Genomic DNA, 16,954 nt, shown 5'->3' on the forward strand with positions numbered 1-16,954 from the left:
GAGGCCGACTGGGTTTACAGATCGCCCAGCCCAATGGCGCGGCCGTCTTCACCCACTTCCAGCAGGCGCAGGGTATTGGTGGCACCGTGGGTTTCCATGTGCTCGCCGCTGGTGAACACGACGCGGTCACCGGCCTGCAGCAGTTCGGCTTCCACCAGCAGGCGGATGCTGCCGCGCGCGGCTTCGCGCGGGGTCAGGCCGCGGCTGTCGAAGTTGATCGGGAACACATCGCGCATCAGCGCCATCTGCCGGCGCGCGCCGTCATGGCGGGTCACCGCGAACACCGGCGCCTTGGCGCGGAAACGCGACAGGTAACGCGCGGTGCCACCGGACTCGGTCATTGCCACGATCGCGCGCACGCCCACGTGCTGGGACAAGAACATGGTGGCCATGGCAATGGCCTGGTCGGCACGCTCGAGGTTGCGCGGCGAAGCGTTGAAGTCGGTCTCGGTCTGGAACTGGCGCTCGGCCCCCAGGCAGATGCGCGCCATTGCTTCGACCGCCTTGACCGGCCAGGCACCTGCAGCGGTCTCGGCCGACAGCATCACCGCATCGGTGCCGTCGATGACCGAGTTGGCCACGTCCAGCACTTCGGCACGGGTCGGAATCGGGCTTTCCACCATCGACTGCAGCATCTGCGTGGCGGTGATCACCACCTTGTTCTGTGCCAGCGAGGCCTTGATGATCTTCTTCTGCAGGCCCGGCAGTTCGGCATCGCCGATCTCCACGCCAAGGTCGCCACGGGCGACCATCACCACGTCGCTGGCCTCGACGATTTCTTCCAGGTTCTCGATGGCCTCGGTGCGCTCGATCTTCGACACCAGCGCAGCATCACAGCCATGCGAGCGGGCGATGTCACGCGCATCGTTCATGTCCTGTGCGTTGCGGCAGAACGACACGGCGATGAAGTCGACACCGATCTTGGCGACGATGCCGATCAGCTCCTTGTCGCGCTCGGTCAGCGCGCCCAGCGAGAGGCCGCCGCCCTGCTTGTTCAGGCCCTTGCGGTCGGACAGCACACCGTCGTTCAGTACGGTATTGATGATGCGTTCGCCCTGCACCTCCACCACCTGCAGCTGCATCAGGCCGTCGTCGAGCAGCAGGACGTCGCCCGGACCCACGTCCTGCGGCAGGCCGAGGTAGCTCACACCCACCTGGGTGGCATCACCCGGGCCGGCGCTGGTGCTGGCGATCAGGTCGAAGCGGTTGCCCGCCTTCAGCTGCACCTTGCCTTCTGCGAAGCGCTCGATGCGGATCTTCGGGCCCGGCAGGTCGGCCAGGATGCCCACTTCCACGCCGACGCGGGCGGCGGCGGCACGCACTTCGGCGGCACGCTTGGCCTGGCCGGACGGGTCACCATGGCTGAAGTTGAGGCGCACCACGTTGACGCCGGCGCGGAACAGATCCTCCAGCACGCCCGGCGGATCAGTGGCCGGACCGAGGGTGGCAAGGATCTTGGTGCGACGCTGACGCTCGAACATGGTGAATGGGCCTCTCCCGATAAAGAACGGAAATTAGCACATCCTTCACGCCGCATGTATACGGTTACAGCCTTGTGCTGCCTGACTTCGCGGGTCATGGATCGGACATCACCCGGACATACGCTGGCGCAGGGCGTTCTGTAGAGCCGGGCCCATGCCCGGCTGCGCCGTTGGCCGCAATCAGCCGAGCGTGGGGCCAGCTCTCCAGGCGGGGCGGCTAGGCCAACAGCGTCGTCAGCTGTGCCGGCTCGCGAGCCAGCTGGCCCGCACCGGCTTCGGTCAGTTCGGCCTCACCGCCAAAGCCCCACAGCACGCCCACGCTGCGCAGGCCGTGGTGGCGTGCGCCCTCGATGTCCATGCGGCGGTCGCCGATCATCCAGCACTGTGCGGGCTGCAGCTGCAGGCGGCGCAGTGCCTCCCCGACCAGCTCGGGCTTGTGGCTGCGCGAGCCGTCCAGGGTCGAACCGACGATCTCCTCGAACAGCCCGCCAAACGGCAGGTGCGCAAGGATGCGGCGCGCATGCGGCTCGTTCTTGGCGGTGACCACCGCCAGGCGGTGGCCTCGGCCATGCAGCGTGCGCAGGGTGTCTTCCACCTGCGGGTACACCGTGTGTTCGCGCCAGCCTTCGGCATCGAAGCGCTCGCGGTAATAGCCCACCGCCTGCTACACCCGCGCTGGTTCGACGAACAGTGGCGTGAAGGTGGTACGCAGCGAAGGACCGATCCAGCCCAGCAGCGTCTCCTGCGGCGGCACCGGATGGTCCATCTTCTGCAGCGCATAGGCGATGCAGGCGGTGATGCCCACCTGCGAGTCGATCAGCGTGCCGTCCAGGTCGAAGAACAGGACATCCTTGCCGTGCCCGGCACTCATGCGCCGCGCGCGTCGAGTGCGGCCACCGCCGGCAGGGTCTTGCCCTCCAGGAACTCCAGGAACGCACCACCGCCGGTGGAGATGTAGCTGACCTGCTGGGCGATATCGAACTTGTCGACCGCCGCCAGGGTGTCGCCGCCACCGGCGATGGAGAACGCCCTGGAGCTGGCGATGGCGCGGGCCAGTGCTTCGGTGCCCTTGCTGAAGGCCTCGAACTCGAACACACCGACCGGGCCGTTCCAGACCACGGTACCGGCCTTGTCGATCAGCTGCGCGTACTGCGCCGCGGTCTGCGGGCCGATGTCCAGGATCAGATCATCTTCGGCAACGGCGTCGACTGCCTTCACCTCGGCGACCGCGTCGGGCATGAACTGCTTGGCGGTCACCACGTCCACCGGCAGCGGGATGTCGGCGCCGCGCGCCTTGGCATCGGCCACGATCTTCTTCGCGGTGTCCAGCAGGTCCGGCTCGTACAGCGACTTGCCGACGTTGTAACCGGCGGCAGCGATGAAGGTGTTGGCGATGCCACCACCGACGATCAGCTGGTCGACCTTGCCGACCAGGTTGGCCAGCAGTTCCAGCTTGGTGCTGACCTTGCTGCCGGCCACGATGGCCAGCAGCGGCTTGGCCGGTGCATCCAGCGCCTGCGCCAGCGCGTCCAGTTCGGCCATCAGCAGCGGGCCACCGGCAGCAACCGGGGCGAAGCGGATGACACCGTGTGTGGAGGCCTGCGCACGGTGCGCGGTGCCGAAGGCGTCCATCACGAACACATCGCACAGGGCGGCGTACTTCTTCGACAGGGCTTCATCGTCCTTGCCCTCGCCGACGTTCATGCGGCAGTTTTCCAGCAGCACCAGCTGGCCCGGCTGGACCTCGACGCCGTCGACCCAGTCGCGCACCAGCGGAACCTCGCGACCGAGCAGCTCGGACAGGCGCTGGGCCACCGGCGCCAGCGAATCGGCTTCGCTCCAAACACCTTCCTTCGGGCGCCCCAGGTGCGAGGTGACCATCACCGCCGCGCCCTGCTCCAGCGCGCGCTTGAGCGTCGGCAGCGAAGCGGTGATGCGCTGTTCGGAAGTGATGCGGCCATTCTCGATCGGCACGTTCAGATCCTGGCGGATCAGCACGCGCTTGCCGGAGAGGTCGAGGTCGGTCATGCGGACGATGGACATGGGCAACTCTTTGGCTCGGGGACAGGATGCCGGGATGCGGCAGGCGGCCATTGTATCGGGTGCGGGTGGAGGGAGGGCCGATGCCTGCGGCAGGCAGAGGCGCACAGCAACAGCAACGGCAACAGCAACTGCCAAAGCGCTGACGCTTCATGATGCTGGGGGTGGGCCGGGGCGGTGTGGGCTGGCAGGGGGCGCCGTGAATCCGTCCATGGAGGCTTGGCAGCCGCATCCATGCGGCTGACACCCCTGCCAACCCACACCGCCCCGGCCTCGACAGGTTCATGTGACGGAGCGGATGGCAAAGGCAAGAGCGGTTTCTGATGTCGGATGGAGAAAGAAGGGGTCAGATCCGTTTTCCTGCGGAAAACGGATCTGACCCCGAGGGCCCCGCTGTTCTGTAGAGCCGAGCCCATGCTCGGCTGGAGATTTCGCGGAGAGCAGCCGAGCGTGGGCTCGGCTCTACAAGAAGCGCCCAGCGAAGCTGCTTTGCTCTTGCTCTTCTTCTTTCTCTTCCGTGGGTGGAAGCAACCGGAAACTGTCAGAGGCCGGGCGGGGTGGGTTCGCGGGGGTGTCAGCCGCATGGATGCGGCTGCCAAGCCTACAAGGACGTACTTGCGGCGTCCCCCGCGAACCCGCCCCGCCCGGCCAAGCGCTGCTTTTGCTTTGCACGACCACCCCCACCCACGAGGGGCTGCGCCGTTCGCCGGAACCTACGCCGAAGGCGCCGGCTTCTGCCGAAGCAGGCTGACCGCCAGGCCGCCAACAATCAACACACCCAGCCCCAGCAACGCCCACAGCAACCACGCCTTCCAATCGTGCTGCGGCTTCAGCGCCGCGTCACCGGCCAGCGGCTCCGGGCTGCCCTCCAGGCGCGCGAGCGTCGGCTGCCACGACGGATCATTGCGCTGCCGCAGTTCCTCGATCAACACACCAATCGGCGCTTCCATGCGGCGCGCGGTCGCGCTGCCCACTGCCAGTGCATACGGCGCTGCCCCTTGGCTCAGGAACACCAGTACTTCCGGCTGGTAGCCCAAGCGCAGGGTCGGTGCGGTCGCAGTTTCCGCCGGGTTCGCCACCAGCTTCCAGTAGCGGTCACGATGCACGCCCCCCAGCGGCTGGGCCGCTGATTGCTGGCGCTGGCCCTGCGCGCCCTGCTGCAGTTGGTACGCAATCCATGGCGCACTGCGGCGCTGCCATTCCGCACTCTCGTCATCGCGGCTGAACAACGTCCACTGCACCAGGCTGTTGTCGGTGCTGGCCACATCCGCGCGCGCTACCGGGAAACGGCCGTCGAGTTCGAAGGTGTATTCACCCTTGCCCTTCGAGGTCGGTTCCAGCGACAGCCACTCCCACGGCAGCGTGGCCGGCGCCGGCGGCAGCTCGGCCAGCACGCTGCGCAGCGTCGGCAGGCGCGCATCGCCCTGCGCCAGCACGCGCAGATAGCGCGCCTCGCCGTCCACCTGCAGGCGGCGCTGCAGCAGGCGCTTGCCAGCACGCTGCAGGTCGACCAGCGGGATGTCACGCCCGATCGGACGCCAGTGCTGCAGGTCGTCGCTGGCATCCAGCTGCACCTGCGACTGCAACGGCTGTCCGCTGTCAGCCCAGTCCAGCACCAGTGCCGCCAACGGTTGCTGGCCGAGCACGCTGGCATCGATCAGCCAACCACCCTGCCCGTTCGCTGCCGCACCGCCGCTCACGCGTGCTTCGACGCGACGGACACGGCCATCGGTATCGCGCTCGGTCAGCAACTGCAGATCGTTGCGCTGTGCTTCGGCCAGCGGCGGCAGCGCGAACCACGGCAGCTCACGCTGCACCGGCGGCTGTGCCAGCGGCTGGTCGGGCGCCAGCAGCGCCGATGGCAACGATTGGCCGGCGGCGTTGAACACCTGCAGGTCACCCAGGTCTGCGGCACCTGCACGGCGATAGATCGTCGGTTCCAGAACCACCCTGTACGCACCGGACTGTGCGCTGGACAGCGTCAACGGCCACTGCTCGGCGTACTGCGTGCGGTAGTCGGCGGCCTGCACCGCGACGGCGGCCAGCATGCCGAACATCGCCGGCAGCAGCGCCCTGCTCCACTTCCTCATTGTTTTTCCTCCACGGACGGCGCCGCGCTGGGCGGTGCCGGTGCCAGATAACCCACGACCGTGCACAGCAGGCCGTAGGCGATGAACGATGCGATGCCCAGCAGGTTGCCCAGATGCTGGCGATCGACGATGACCAGCTTGGCCAGCACCACGCCCATCAGCACGGCACCGACCATCCACAACACGCGCTGGCCACGGCGCGATCCCCACACCCAGGCAATCACGCCGAGCACGCTCCACAGCACGGTCAGGCTGGTCTGCGCCAGGCTGGAACGCATCATCGACGCACTCCACGACAGGCCGCCCCACTGATGCACGCCATGCAGCACCACGCTGGTCAGCGCGACGAACGTTGCCAGTGACAGCAGCGGCATGCGGATTCCCGACAGGGTCTTCGGCGCCTGATCGCTGTACAGCCAGCGTGCAAGCAGCAACAGGCTCAGCCACTGTCCGAGCTCGGCCGGATTCAATACCGGCAGCCAGAGCAGCGGCGCAGCATCGCCCGGCAGCAGCTGTCCGAACAGCCAGCCGATCGACAACAGGCCGAACAGCACGCACTGCAGCGGCTGGCGCACGCGATCGAACGCTGCACCCAGCGGCCAGCGCAGCGCATTCCAGCGCCACAGCGACAGCGCCGCCATCAGCAGCCACGGCACCGTCACCAGCAACGTGGTCCAGCCCTGTGCCAGCCCGGCCTCGCCACCGCCCCACAGGGCCAGCAGCGAAAGCAGAGACGGCCACAACAGCCACCACAGGAACTGCGCGATGCGCGCCACGCTGTCGCCCCCCTGGCGCAGGCAGAGCAGCGTGCGCACGCCCATCACCGCGAACACCGCCCAGGCCAGCGCACCGTAGCCGGCGAACGGCTGATGGTGCGCGTCGCTCTGCATCAGCGCCAGCGGGAAGCCCAACGCCAGCATGGCCAGCGCGGTCACGCCCAGTGCGCGTGCCGGCTGACGGCGCTGCATTTCGGCGGCCAGCCAGGCAGTGACGGCGGCCAGCACCAGCAACGCGTCCACTTCGGTGCGGTACGGGAAGAAGCGGGTGATCTCATGCACCATGCCGCCCAGCCACCACAGCAGGCCCCACAGGTAGTAGACCAGGGCGATCTCGTGGCGCGACCTGCGCTGGTAGCTCCAGGCCGACGCGAAGCCGGCCAGGGCCAGCAGCAGCGCCCCGATGGCAGTCGGATTGATCAGGAAGCGCAGGTCCTCATGCCAGTGATCGCCACCGGCCACGAAGGCGAACGCAGCGCCCATCTGCAGCAGCGCGCCGGACACCTGCGGCAGCCAGCGCTTCTGGCGCAGGCCCAACCAGGCCAGTCCGGCGCCTTCCAGCGCGAAGACCGCGCCGGTGGCCCGCGCCGACAAGGCCAGCGGCACCGCCAGCGTGGCAAAGCCCACCGCCAGCACCGCGTGCGACTGCGCCAGCACGGTGTACGACGCGCGCCTGATCAACGCCCACGCCAGCGCCGCGTAGATCGCGGCCAGGCCCAGTGCGCACAGCGCCAGCGTCATCGGCTGCTGGTACAGCATCCCCGCCTGCAACGAGAACGCGACCAACGGCGTACCGAACACCAGGCTGCCATCGACCAGGTCACGCTGCCCGGCGGGCTGCCGGCGTGCGTAGAGCAATGGGATCAGCAGGTAGAAGGCGAAGAACAGCAGCAGGAACGGCTCGGTGCTGCTGAACTTGTCAGGCGCGTACTGCAGCACGCCCCAGAACGTGCCGATACCGAAGGTGAAGGCGAAGCCCAGCAGGTTCAGCGCGCGCCACGGTCGGAACCAGGCAATGGCGAAGATACCGGCGTTGAGCACGGCGTAGTAGCTGAACAACCCCACGTGGTTGCCGCTGCCGGTGGACAGCCACAGCGGTGCCATGAAGCCGGCGAGGATGCCCAGCACCGCCAGCGTGCGCGAGTTCTGCACGACCGCCAGCACGCACAGCGCGGCCACCAGTGCAATGGAGCTGACGAAGGCGAAGCCCGGCGGAATCAGCTCGAAACGCTTGAAGGCCGCGAAGATGGTCAGCAGCAGCACGCCGATGGCACCGCCCTGCAAGGCCAGCGCAAACAGGCGCCGGCGCTCGCGCTGGTGCCAGCCGAACGCCAGCAGGCCCAGTGCACCGACGGTGACACCGGCCAGGCGCAGCTCGATCGGTAGCACCAGCCAGCCCTGGTCGCTGACGTACTTCAGCAGCGCAGCGACACCGGCCAGCAGCACCAGCATGCCGATCTTCACCGGCACGTTGCCCTCGGTGAACCAGCGCTTGACCGCGCCAATGCCGCGCTCGATGAAGTTCGGCAGCGCCGGTCCGGAAGGCAACGGTGGCTGCATCGGCGCGGGTGGCACCGGCGGTGGTGCGATCGCGCGCGGCGCCTCCGTTGCCGCAGGCACCGCTTCGCGCACCGGCGTTGGCTGAGGCGGAGGCGGAGGCGGTGCAGCAGCCGCCACCGGCCGCAGGAACGGTGGATCGGCACTGGCCACAGGGGGGGCCGCAGGCCGTTCAGGCGCGTGCATGGCGGCGACCGGCGCGGCAGCCATGGCGCTTTCCAGCGCGGCGACGCGGCGGCGCAGGCCGGCAATCATCACCAGCGCCACCCCCAGCAGCAGCGGGATGGCCAGCAGGACCAGTACGACCAGGGCAATCAGTGCTTCCATTGCGTGCTTCCATAGCGTTCCCGCGCCCCAGCGGCAGCGGTCGACCGGCCCATGCTACGACAGGGCCGGCCCCATAAACGACGAACCCCGGCCAGGCCGGGGTCCGTGTGCGATCTTCGCCGGCCTTACTTGGCGGCGATGACCTTGGCCATTTCCAGGCACTTGTTCGAGTAGCCCCACTCGTTGTCGTACCAGGTGACCAGCTTGACGAAGGTGCCGTCCAGGGCGATGCCAGCGTCGGCGTCGAACACCGAAGTGCAGGTTTCGCCGCGGAAATCGGTGGCCACCACCTTGTCTTCGGTGTAGCCCAGGATGCCCTTCAGCGGGCCTTCGCTCTGTGCCTTCACTTCCGCGCAGATCTCGGCGTAGGTGGCTTCCTTTTCCAGTTCGACGGTCAGGTCGACCACCGACACGTCCGAGGTCGGGACGCGGAAGCTCATGCCGGTCAGCTTCTTGTTCAGTTCCGGGATGACCACGCCGACGGCCTTGGCCGCACCGGTGGACGACGGGATGATGTTCTCCAGGATGCCACGGCCACCGCGCCAGTCCTTGTTGGACGGGCCATCGACGGTCTTCTGGGTGGCGGTTGCCGCATGCACGGTGGTCATCAGGCCGCGCTTGATGCCCCACTTGTCATTGATGACCTTGGCCAGCGGGGCCAGGCAGTTGGTGGTGCACGAGGCGTTGGAAATGATCGCCTGGCCGGCGTAGGTCTTGTCGTTCACGCCGTAGACGAACATCGGCGTGTCGTCCTTCGACGGCGCCGACATGATGACCTTCTTGGCGCCGGCATCGATGTGCTTCTGCGCGGTTTCCTTGGTCAGGAACAGGCCGGTGGCTTCCAGCACCACGTCGGCACCGACTTCATCCCACTTCAGGTTGGCCGGGTCGCGTTCCTGGGTCAGGCGGATCTTCTTGCCGTTGACCAGCAGGTCGTTGCCCTGCACTGCCACGTCGGCCTTGAAGCGGCCGTGCACGGAGTCGTACTTGAGCATGTACGCCAGGTAGTCCGGCTCCAGCAGATCGTTGATGGCCACGATTTCGATGTCGTCGCCGAAGTTCAGCACCGCCGAGCGCAGGACGTTACGCCCGATGCGACCGAAACCGTTGATACCAACCTTGATTGCCATTTCTCAAGCTCCTGCGGCCGCTACGGGTGCGGCGGGATGGATAGGGCCCACAAGTCTAGCAAACCGGGGCTGGCCACCGTGGGCCAGCGCCCGGGCCAGAGGGCCGGCGGACAGGATTTGATCCGGATCAAAGCGTTAGCACGGCGTGAGGCCGAGACTGTCGCCATCCACCCAGCAACGAGATCCCCCCCATGCGCAAGACCTCCCCCCTGATCCTGGCCGGCCTGGCCGCCGCCCTGTCCCTCGCCGCCGCCCCGGCCATGGCCCAGTCCAAGGGCGACTGGACCGTCTCGGCCGGCGTCCACCAGGTGGCGCCGAAGTCGAACAACGGCTGGCTGGCCGGCCACACGCTGAAGGTCGACGTCGACAACGACGTCAAGCCGACCATCACCGGCGAGTACTTCATTGCCGACAACCTGGGCATCGAAGTGCTGGCCGCGCTGCCGTTCAAGCACGACATCAACATCAATGGCCTCGGCCGCGTCGGCAGCACCAAGCAGTTGCCGCCGGTGGTGACCCTGCAGTACCACTTCAACAGCAAGGGCAAGGTCTCGCCGTTCGTCGGCGCGGGCGTGAACTACACGACCTTCTTCAGCGAAGACACCACCGGTGCGCTGGCCGGCAGCAAGCTGAAGCTGCAGGATTCGTGGGGTCTGGCCGCGCATGCGGGCATCGACTTCGCGATCGGCGAGAAGGGCGCCCTGCGTGTGGACATGCGCTGGATCGACATCGACAGCAAGGTGAAGTTGAACGGCGAGAAGATCGGCACGGTCAACATCGATCCGCTGGTCTACGGCGCTTCGTACGTCTTCAAGTTCTAAGCGGTGTGTTGGGCGCGGGGGCTTCGCCCCCGCTCCCCCGCTACACGCAAAACCCTCGCAGCATGTTGCCCCGGTGATTGCCGGGGCTTTTTTGTGCCTGGGACTGAAGCGGTTCCGGAGCTGGGGCGAGGCGGGGAGCAGAGCCGGGACACGCCGCGCCTCCCGCTGCGCTCCCGCTTCGGAACAGGAACGCGCCGCTCTTCAATCCACCTACCCCGCTAGAATGTGCACATGAAAGCCCTGCATTCCCTGTTCCTCGCCGCCGCCCTGGCGCCGGCCCTGCTGTCCGCTTCCGCCCCGGCCCATGCCTGGGGCGCGCAAGGCCACCGCCTTGTCGCCGAAGTCGCCGACGCCCGCCTCAATCCCACCGCCCGTGCCGAAGTGGATCGCCTGCTGGCCACCGAACCGGACGCCACGCTGGCCAGCATCGCGCCCTGGGCCGACCAGTTGCGCGCCAAGGACCCGGGCCTGGGTCGTCGCTCGGCCGGCTGGCACTACGTCAACATCGCCGAAGACAACTGCCATTACGAAGCACCGAAGCACTGCAGGAACGGCAACTGCATCGTCGAAGCCCTGAAGGCGCAGAGCACCATCCTCGGCGACCGCAGCCTGACCGATGGCGAGCGCCTGCAGGCGCTGAAGTTCGTCGTGCACCTGGTCGGCGACATCCATCAGCCGATGCACGCCGGTTACGCGCACGACAAGGGCGGCAACGATTTCCAGCTGCAGTTCGGCAACCGCGGTACCAACCTGCACTCGCTGTGGGACAGCGGCATGCTCAACACCCGCAAGCTGGACGACGCGGGCTACCTGCCGCTGCTGCAGAGCCAGCGCGCGCCGAAGCTGGCGCGCCAGTCCAACCCGCAGCGCGACCCGCAGACGTGGGCCGAGGCCAGCTGCCGCATTTCCATGCAAGCTGGCGTTTATCCGGCCACGCGTAAAATCGGTGATGAATACACCGAGCGCTACCGGCCGCTGGCCGAAGCGCAGCTGCGACTGGCCGGCGAGAACCTGGCGCAGTTGCTGAACCGCGTGCTCGGCACGCGCTGAGGAGCGTTCCAATGTCAGTCCAGGTGCAGTCGTTCTTCCACCGTGACAGCAATACCTTCAGCTACCTGGCCAGCGACCCGGCCAGCGGCGAGGCGGCGCTGATCGACCCGGTCCTGGACTACGACCCGGACACCGACGCCAGCAGCGAGTCACCGCTGCGCGACGTGCTGCAGGCCATCGAACAGCAGGGCCTGCAGCTGCGTTGGCTGCTGGAAACCCACGCCCACGCCGACCATGTGTCGGCGGGGCGCCGCCTGAAGCAGCGCTTCCCGCAGGCCACGCTCGCCATCGGCGAAGGCATCCGTGCGGTGCAGGCGACGTTTGCACCACGCTATGGCCTGCAGCTTCCTGCCGCAGATGAAATCTTCGATCACCTGTTCAGCGACGGCGAAACCTTCGCTCTGGGCGAACTGCGCTGCCAGGTGATCGCCGTGCCCGGCCACACCAGCGACAGCATCGCCTACCTGATCGGCGACGCACTGTTCACCGGCGACTCGCTGTTCATGCCCGACGGCGGCACCGCCCGCTGCGATTTCCCGGGCGGCGATGCCGCACAGCTGTACCGTTCGATACAGCGCCTGCTGGCCCTGCCCGATGCGACCCGCGTATTCGTCTGCCACGACTACGGTCCGGGCGGCCGTGATTTCGCCAACGAAACCACCATCGGCGAACAACGCGCGCACAACATCCACGTGCATGACGGCGTAGCCGAGGCGGAGTTCGTCAGCGTGCGACAGGCACGCGATGCCACGCTGGAAGAACCGAAACTGATGCAGCCCGCAGTGAAGGCCAACATCCAGGGCGGGGCCTGATCGACGCCGTTGTACTGGCCGGGCATGGCCCGGCGCTACCCGGCATCACGCGCGATCATTTTCCCTGCGTGCGGACCGTCTGCTGGCCCTTCACGACCTCGAAAGTGAAGGCGTACTGCAGGGTGACGGCCACCGGTTCGACCCGCTCGGCACTGCGGCAGTCGCCGCGATCAGCCGGCACTTTGCCTGCAGCGAAGTGACAGACTGCGGCGGACGAGTACTTCCACATGGCAACCGCCTCCTGCGCTGCCTGCAGCAAGGGCGCATTCTCCGGTGCCTCACCCGCACTGCATTCGCTGCGGTCGGTCAGCGGGATGCTGCGCTCAACGCTGCCCTGCGCATCCACCACCACCTGCAGGCAGACCGTAGTCGGCGGCAGCGAGGTGCGTGGATCACGCTCGCCCACTACCGGGTCCGGTGCCGTATGCAGTTGTGGCATGCGGTAGCCTTCGCTGGCGGCCAGTGCGTAGGGCTGGATCTGGCCGGTCCCTCCCCCCGCATCGGGTCGCAGGCGCTGGTGACCGACATTCTCGCTGCGGGTATCGGCGGTGGTCAGGCGATCCTGGGTTGCACATCCCGCCAGCAGCACGGCCATCATCAGCAGCGGCGCTCGCTTCACTTCGTGTCCTCGGTGTCATCCATGGCGTAGGTAATCGGGACGCGCACGGCACCGGCCACCGGCTTGCCGTTCTTCACTGCGGGCCGATAGGTCCAGCTGCGCGCCGCAGCAATCGAGACAGCATCGAACACCCCCGGATTGGTGGCGCTGAGCACCTGGACGTCGGTGGGACGGCCTTGGGCATCCACTTCCACGCGCAGGTTCACCACGCCCACCTGGCGCTGCTCGACCGCAGATTTCGGATAGGACGGCGGCGGCATCTTGTCGACCTGGATCTCCCGATCCATGACGGACCCTGCCGGGCCTCCCGCGCCTCCGCCCTGGCTGGCCCACGCCACCGCTCCCATTCCCAGGCACAACCCGACCACCAGTACCTGTCCCGACACCCACGGCAATGCCTTCCGCTTGGACTGCCTCAACATGGCGATGCGCTCCTTCAACACGGGTTGGCTGCGCCAATGGCAGACCGCGGGCGCAACCGGGTGGACCAGCTGCGCCTTCAGCAGCGTGCTGGCGTAGAGGCCGCGCAGCGCAGGCTGCGGGCCGATGGTGCGGGCATCGCAGGCCAGTTCCTGGTCGCGCAGGAAGCGGCGTGCGGCCCATGGCAGCAACGGGTGGAACCAGAACAGCGCGCGCACCAGCAGCAGCGCGCCGTTGGCCCAGTGGTCGCCATTGCGACGGTGGCTGCGCTCGTGCTGCAGGATCAGGTGCTGTTCCTGTGCACTGAAGTGCTGGTCGAAGTCAGGGCCGACCACGATGCGCGGCCGCCACAGGCCAACCAGCGCTGGCAGGCCCGGGTCGGCGCTGGCCTGCCAGCTGCCATCGGTGCGCGGCGTCAGTGGACCCATGCGCCGTTCGAATCGACGCTGCGCGCGCAGGTCGCGCAGCAGGCAGAGGCCCGTGCCCACGGCCCAGAATGCCAGCAACAACCCGGCCCATGGCAAGGACTGGCCGGCCGCGCCATCAATGGCACCGGGCAGCACTTTCAGCGGCAGCGTGGGTACCTGCTGCAACAACGCAACCTGCGGCAACGGCAGCATCAGTGCCAGCAGCAGCATCGGCAGCAGCCACCAGCTGCGGTATGCCAGACCAGCGCCCCCCAATCGCACCAACAGCGGCCGCATCACCGCCAGCAGGACCGCGCCCACCGCCAACCACAGGCTGGCCTGCCACACTCCGTTGAGCAGCTCAGTCATGGTCCAGCTCCTGGATCAGTTTCTTCAGTTCGGCGATGTCCTGCGCACTCAACTGGCCGCGTTCGCTGAAGTGCGCGACCAACGGCGCAACGCGCCCTTCAAAGACACGGCCGATGAAGTCCTGGCTCTGCGCCTCCACCCACGCCTGGCGCTGCAGCAGCGGCCGGTACAGGTAGCGCCGGCCATCACGCTCGGCAGCAATCGCGCCCTTGGTCAGCAGACGATTGAGCAGGGTCTTGATGGTCGGTTCGGCCCAGTCGCGGTGGGCCAGTGCGGCGACCACTTCATCGGCGCTACGCGGTGCCTGCTGCCACAGCACCTCCATCACAACGGCTTCGGCTTCGCTGATCGGGGTCATGGTTTACATCCGTAATCGACGCAACGATTACGCGCGTAATCGAATCGTCTGTCAAGCCCCTCGACTCCAGGTTCATCCCGGCTGCGCCAGCATCGATGCCTCCCGCTCCAGGCCCCGGATGAAAGCGCTGCCCAAGAAGGATTTCCCGGTCGAGCAGGCCCGCCGCTTCCTCGAACCTGGCCCGATCGTGCTGGTCAGTACCGCCTGGCGTGGCCAGCGCAACCTGATGACGCTGGGCTGGCACATGGTGATGGGTTTCTCGCCGTCATTGGTCGCTACCTACCTGTGGGACGCGAACCACAGCCACGCGCTGGCCCGTGGCAGCGGCGAGTGCGTGATCAATGTGCCCGGCGTGGAGCTGCTCGACACCGTGGTGGACATCGGCAACTGCAGCGGCCGCGAGGTCGACAAGTTCGCCCGTTTCGAGCTCGATGCGCTGCCCGCGCGCGAGGTCGGCGCGCCGCTGGTCGGCCAATGTCATTCGTGCTTCGAATGCCGACTCTACGACGACAGCCAGGTGCAATCGAGCAACCTGTTCATCTGGGAAATCGTGCGCGCCCACGTCGCGCCCCGGCCGAAACTGCCGCGCACGGTGCATTACCGGGGCGATGGCCAGTTCATGGTGTCCGGCGCCGAAGTCTCGCGTCGACGGCGGTTCAAGCCCGACATGCTGTAATGCCAACACTCCCCCACACGCAGGACCGCCGCGCATGACCGAACACCTCACCGACCTGGACGCCGCCGTCGACTGGTTGTTTGCGCGCGTGGACGGGCCGCTGCGGATCGGGGCACCGCTGGCACTGGGCAAGCCGCATCGGCTGCTCAATGCCCTTTATGCACGCGTCGAGCACGATCCATCGCGACCGCTGCAGCTGTATACCGCGCTGTCGCTGAACCCGCCGAAGGCGCGCGGCAACGGCCTGGAAGCGCGCTTCATGGCGCCGTTCGCGCAGCGCCATTTCGGCGACGATTTCCCGCGCCTGGCCTATGCCGATGCGATCGCGCGCGATGCGCTGCCGGCACATGTGCAGGTGGAAGAGTTCTACATGCAGTCCGGCGCCCTGCTCGGTTCGCGGCAGGCGCAATCCAGCTATACCAGCCTGAACTACACCCACGCCGCCGATGCGGTCGCGCAGCGCGCGCCGCAGGTGATCGTGCAGAAGGTGGCGATGCGGCCGAACGATCGCCGGCTTTCGCTGTCGTGCAACAACGACATCACCCAGGACACGCTGGATGCGATGACCGCGCGCGGGCTGCCGCGCCCGTTGCTGATCGCCGAGATCGATCCGCAGCTGCCTTACATGGGCGGCTCGGCCACGGTCGATGTGTCGTTCTTCGATCTGGTGATCACCCCGCCGCCGCCGTACCCGGCGCTGTTCGGGCTGCCGCGGCAGCCGGTGGGCGATGCCGACTACGCCATCGGCCTGTACGCCAGCACGCTGGTGCGCGACGGCGGCACCCTGCAGATCGGCATCGGCACGCTGGCCGACGCGCTCAGCCATGCGCTGGTGCTGCGCCACACCGACAACGCGCGCTACCGCCGCGTGCTGCATGCGCTGGATCCACACCTGGCCAGCCACCCGCTGGTGCAGGAGATCGGCGGACTGGATCCGTTCGAGGTGGGCCTGTACGGCTGCAGCGAGATGCTCAACGAAGGCTTCCGCCGGCTGGTGCAGACCGGGGTGATCAAGCGCAAGGTGCACGACGACCTGGCGCTGATGCAGCGCATCGAGAACGGCAGCACGCTGTCCATCGACCACGCCACCCTGGCCGCCGAGGGCGAGTACCTGCACGGCGCGTTCTACCTGGGCTCGCCGGAGTTCTACGAGTGGCTGCGCACGCTGCCGGAAGACGAATGCCGTGCGATCGGCATGCGCCGCATCAGCGAAATCAACCAGCTGTATGGCGGCAACGAGACGCTGGAGCGCCTGCAACGCCGCCATGCGCGCTTCTTCAACTCCTGCATGATGGCCACTGCACTGGGCGCGGCCGTGTCGGATGCGCTGGACGACGGACGTGTGGTGTCCGGCGTGGGTGGCCAGTACAACTTCGTGGCGATGGCACATGCCCTGCCGGAAGCGCGCAGCGTCTTGATGTTCCGCGCGGCGCGCGATGACAAGGGCCAGCGCGAATCCAACGTGCGCTGGAACTACGGGCACACCACCATCCCGCGCCACCTGCGCGACATCTACCTCAACGAATACGGCATCGCCGATCTGCGCGGCCTGACCGACGAGGACTGCGTGCATGCGATGACGGCGATCACCGAAGCCCCGTTCCAGAGCGGCCTGCTGCAGCAGGCACAGGCCTCGCGCAAGCTGCTGGCAGCCACGCAACCGGATCCGGAGCGCCAGCAGCGCAACACGCCACAGGCGCTGGCCGCGGCGCTGGCACCGTTCCGCGCCGACGGCAGCCTGCCGGACTATCCGCTGGGCAGCGACTTCAACGAGATCGAGCAGGTGCTGGTGAAGGCGCTGGGTTGGCTGAAGGCCAACACGCAGACCCGCGGCGACAAGCTGCGCACGGTCTGGGCGGCTCTGCGGCAACCGGCCGGCGACGGCGATGCGGTGTACCTGCAGCGCATGGGTCTACAGGCCCCGAAGGACTTCGCCGAGCGCCTGGACGCGCGACTGCTGCGGCTGGCGCTGGCGCGTACCGCCTGAGAAAAGGGGACGGAGGGGATTAAGTCGCATGTGC

The 16,954-nt window shown here is 67.5% G+C and carries 13 protein-coding genes and 1 pseudogene; 5 read left to right on the plus strand and 9 right to left on the minus strand.

The features are described from left to right. Positions 1-14: 14 nt before the first annotated feature. From pyk to gap, 6 genes and pseudogenes are all read right to left on the minus strand, one after another. Positions 15-1,481, minus strand: a complete 1,467-nt coding sequence (gene pyk / locus AC5P6S_RS02855) for a pyruvate kinase (RefSeq protein ID WP_005410833.1) — start codon at positions 1,479-1,481, stop codon at positions 15-17. A 217-nt stretch (positions 1,482-1,698) separates the two neighbouring features. Continuing rightward, positions 1,699-2,352 (minus strand): annotated as a pseudogene (locus tag AC5P6S_RS02860) (HAD hydrolase-like protein). Then, on the minus strand, positions 2,349-3,524 hold the full coding sequence (locus AC5P6S_RS02865; protein ID WP_012481128.1) for a phosphoglycerate kinase: 1,176 nt from the start codon (positions 3,522-3,524) through the stop codon (positions 2,349-2,351). Before AC5P6S_RS02865 ends, AC5P6S_RS02860 begins: the two are co-directional and overlap by 4 nt. 710 nt (positions 3,525-4,234) lie before the next feature. Further along, a complete protein-coding gene (locus tag AC5P6S_RS02870; protein ID WP_495204466.1) occupies positions 4,235-5,611 on the minus strand; it encodes a DUF3999 domain-containing protein in 1,377 nt (458 codons plus the stop codon). Beyond that, positions 5,608-8,271, minus strand: coding sequence for a DUF2339 domain-containing protein (locus AC5P6S_RS02875; RefSeq protein ID WP_197596194.1), 2,664 nt, complete (start codon positions 8,269-8,271; stop codon positions 5,608-5,610). The genes AC5P6S_RS02870 and AC5P6S_RS02875 overlap by 4 nt, the downstream gene beginning before the upstream one ends. Positions 8,272-8,396: 125 nt before the next feature. Next, a complete protein-coding gene (gene gap, locus AC5P6S_RS02880) occupies positions 8,397-9,401 on the minus strand; it encodes a type I glyceraldehyde-3-phosphate dehydrogenase (RefSeq protein WP_005414333.1) in 1,005 nt (334 codons plus the stop codon). Positions 9,402-9,592: 191 nt separating this feature from the next. Here gap and AC5P6S_RS02885 point away from each other — a divergent pair, with 191 nt between their 5' ends. The 3 genes from AC5P6S_RS02885 (at position 9,593) to AC5P6S_RS02895 (ending at position 12,084) form a co-directional block, all read left to right on the plus strand. Then, positions 9,593-10,222 carry an OmpW/AlkL family protein gene (locus AC5P6S_RS02885; protein WP_005410839.1) on the plus strand — a complete coding sequence of 210 codons (630 nt, stop codon included), beginning with the start codon at positions 9,593-9,595 and terminating at the stop codon, positions 10,220-10,222. A 231-nt stretch (positions 10,223-10,453) separates the two neighbouring features. Continuing rightward, positions 10,454-11,272: a S1/P1 nuclease gene (locus AC5P6S_RS02890; RefSeq protein ID WP_012481131.1), complete on the plus strand. Its 819-nt coding sequence runs from the start codon at positions 10,454-10,456 to the stop codon at positions 11,270-11,272. An 11-nt stretch (positions 11,273-11,283) separates the two neighbouring features. Next, on the plus strand, positions 11,284-12,084 hold the full coding sequence (locus tag AC5P6S_RS02895; protein ID WP_114619130.1) for an MBL fold metallo-hydrolase: 801 nt from the start codon (positions 11,284-11,286) through the stop codon (positions 12,082-12,084). Between the two features lie 55 nt (positions 12,085-12,139). On the opposite strand, the gene AC5P6S_RS02900 is transcribed toward AC5P6S_RS02895, so the two are convergent. The 3 genes from AC5P6S_RS02900 to AC5P6S_RS02910 are packed head-to-tail and all read right to left on the minus strand — an operon-like array spanning position 12,140 to position 14,257. Beyond that, positions 12,140-12,703: a hypothetical protein gene (locus tag AC5P6S_RS02900; protein WP_012481133.1), complete on the minus strand. Its 564-nt coding sequence runs from the start codon at positions 12,701-12,703 to the stop codon at positions 12,140-12,142. Beyond that, positions 12,700-13,899: a M56 family metallopeptidase gene (locus AC5P6S_RS02905; protein WP_099527297.1), complete on the minus strand. Its 1,200-nt coding sequence runs from the start codon at positions 13,897-13,899 to the stop codon at positions 12,700-12,702. The genes AC5P6S_RS02900 and AC5P6S_RS02905 overlap by 4 nt, the downstream gene beginning before the upstream one ends. Further along, positions 13,892-14,257: a BlaI/MecI/CopY family transcriptional regulator gene (locus AC5P6S_RS02910; protein WP_012481135.1), complete on the minus strand. Its 366-nt coding sequence runs from the start codon at positions 14,255-14,257 to the stop codon at positions 13,892-13,894. The genes AC5P6S_RS02905 and AC5P6S_RS02910 overlap by 8 nt, the downstream gene beginning before the upstream one ends. A gap of 118 nt (positions 14,258-14,375) precedes the next feature. Here AC5P6S_RS02910 and AC5P6S_RS02915 point away from each other — a divergent pair, with 118 nt between their 5' ends. Both AC5P6S_RS02915 and AC5P6S_RS02920 read left to right on the plus strand, forming a co-directional pair. After that, complete coding sequence (locus AC5P6S_RS02915) at positions 14,376-14,933, plus strand: flavin reductase family protein (protein WP_049406605.1); 558 nt, start codon at positions 14,376-14,378, stop codon at positions 14,931-14,933. A 34-nt stretch (positions 14,934-14,967) separates the two neighbouring features. After that, a complete protein-coding gene (locus AC5P6S_RS02920; protein WP_065183870.1) occupies positions 14,968-16,920 on the plus strand; it encodes an acetyl-CoA hydrolase/transferase C-terminal domain-containing protein in 1,953 nt (650 codons plus the stop codon). Positions 16,921-16,954 lie beyond the last annotated feature (34 nt).

This window comes from Stenotrophomonas sp. YJH_SMC_119 (assembly GCF_059368315.1).

Excerpts from the sequence above, each read along its gene's own strand:
- pyk (WP_005410833.1), bottom strand. The coding sequence starts at position 1,481 with ATGTTCGAGCGTCAGCGTCGCACCAAGATCCTTGCCACCCTCGGTCCG.
- AC5P6S_RS02865 (WP_012481128.1), bottom strand. The coding sequence starts at position 3,524 with ATGTCCATCGTCCGCATGACCGACCTCGACCTCTCCGGCAAGCGCGTG.
- AC5P6S_RS02870 (WP_495204466.1), bottom strand. The coding sequence starts at position 5,611 with ATGAGGAAGTGGAGCAGGGCGCTGCTGCCGGCGATGTTCGGCATGCTG.
- AC5P6S_RS02875 (WP_197596194.1), bottom strand. The coding sequence starts at position 8,271 with ATGGAAGCACTGATTGCCCTGGTCGTACTGGTCCTGCTGGCCATCCCG.
- gap (WP_005414333.1), bottom strand. The coding sequence starts at position 9,401 with ATGGCAATCAAGGTTGGTATCAACGGTTTCGGTCGCATCGGGCGTAAC.
- AC5P6S_RS02885 (WP_005410839.1), top strand. The coding sequence starts at position 9,593 with ATGCGCAAGACCTCCCCCCTGATCCTGGCCGGCCTGGCCGCCGCCCTG.
- AC5P6S_RS02890 (WP_012481131.1), top strand. The coding sequence starts at position 10,454 with ATGAAAGCCCTGCATTCCCTGTTCCTCGCCGCCGCCCTGGCGCCGGCC.
- AC5P6S_RS02895 (WP_114619130.1), top strand. The coding sequence starts at position 11,284 with ATGTCAGTCCAGGTGCAGTCGTTCTTCCACCGTGACAGCAATACCTTC.
- AC5P6S_RS02905 (WP_099527297.1), bottom strand. The coding sequence starts at position 13,899 with ATGACTGAGCTGCTCAACGGAGTGTGGCAGGCCAGCCTGTGGTTGGCG.
- AC5P6S_RS02910 (WP_012481135.1), bottom strand. The coding sequence starts at position 14,257 with ATGACCCCGATCAGCGAAGCCGAAGCCGTTGTGATGGAGGTGCTGTGG.
- AC5P6S_RS02915 (WP_049406605.1), top strand. The coding sequence starts at position 14,376 with ATGAAAGCGCTGCCCAAGAAGGATTTCCCGGTCGAGCAGGCCCGCCGC.
- AC5P6S_RS02920 (WP_065183870.1), top strand. The coding sequence starts at position 14,968 with ATGACCGAACACCTCACCGACCTGGACGCCGCCGTCGACTGGTTGTTT.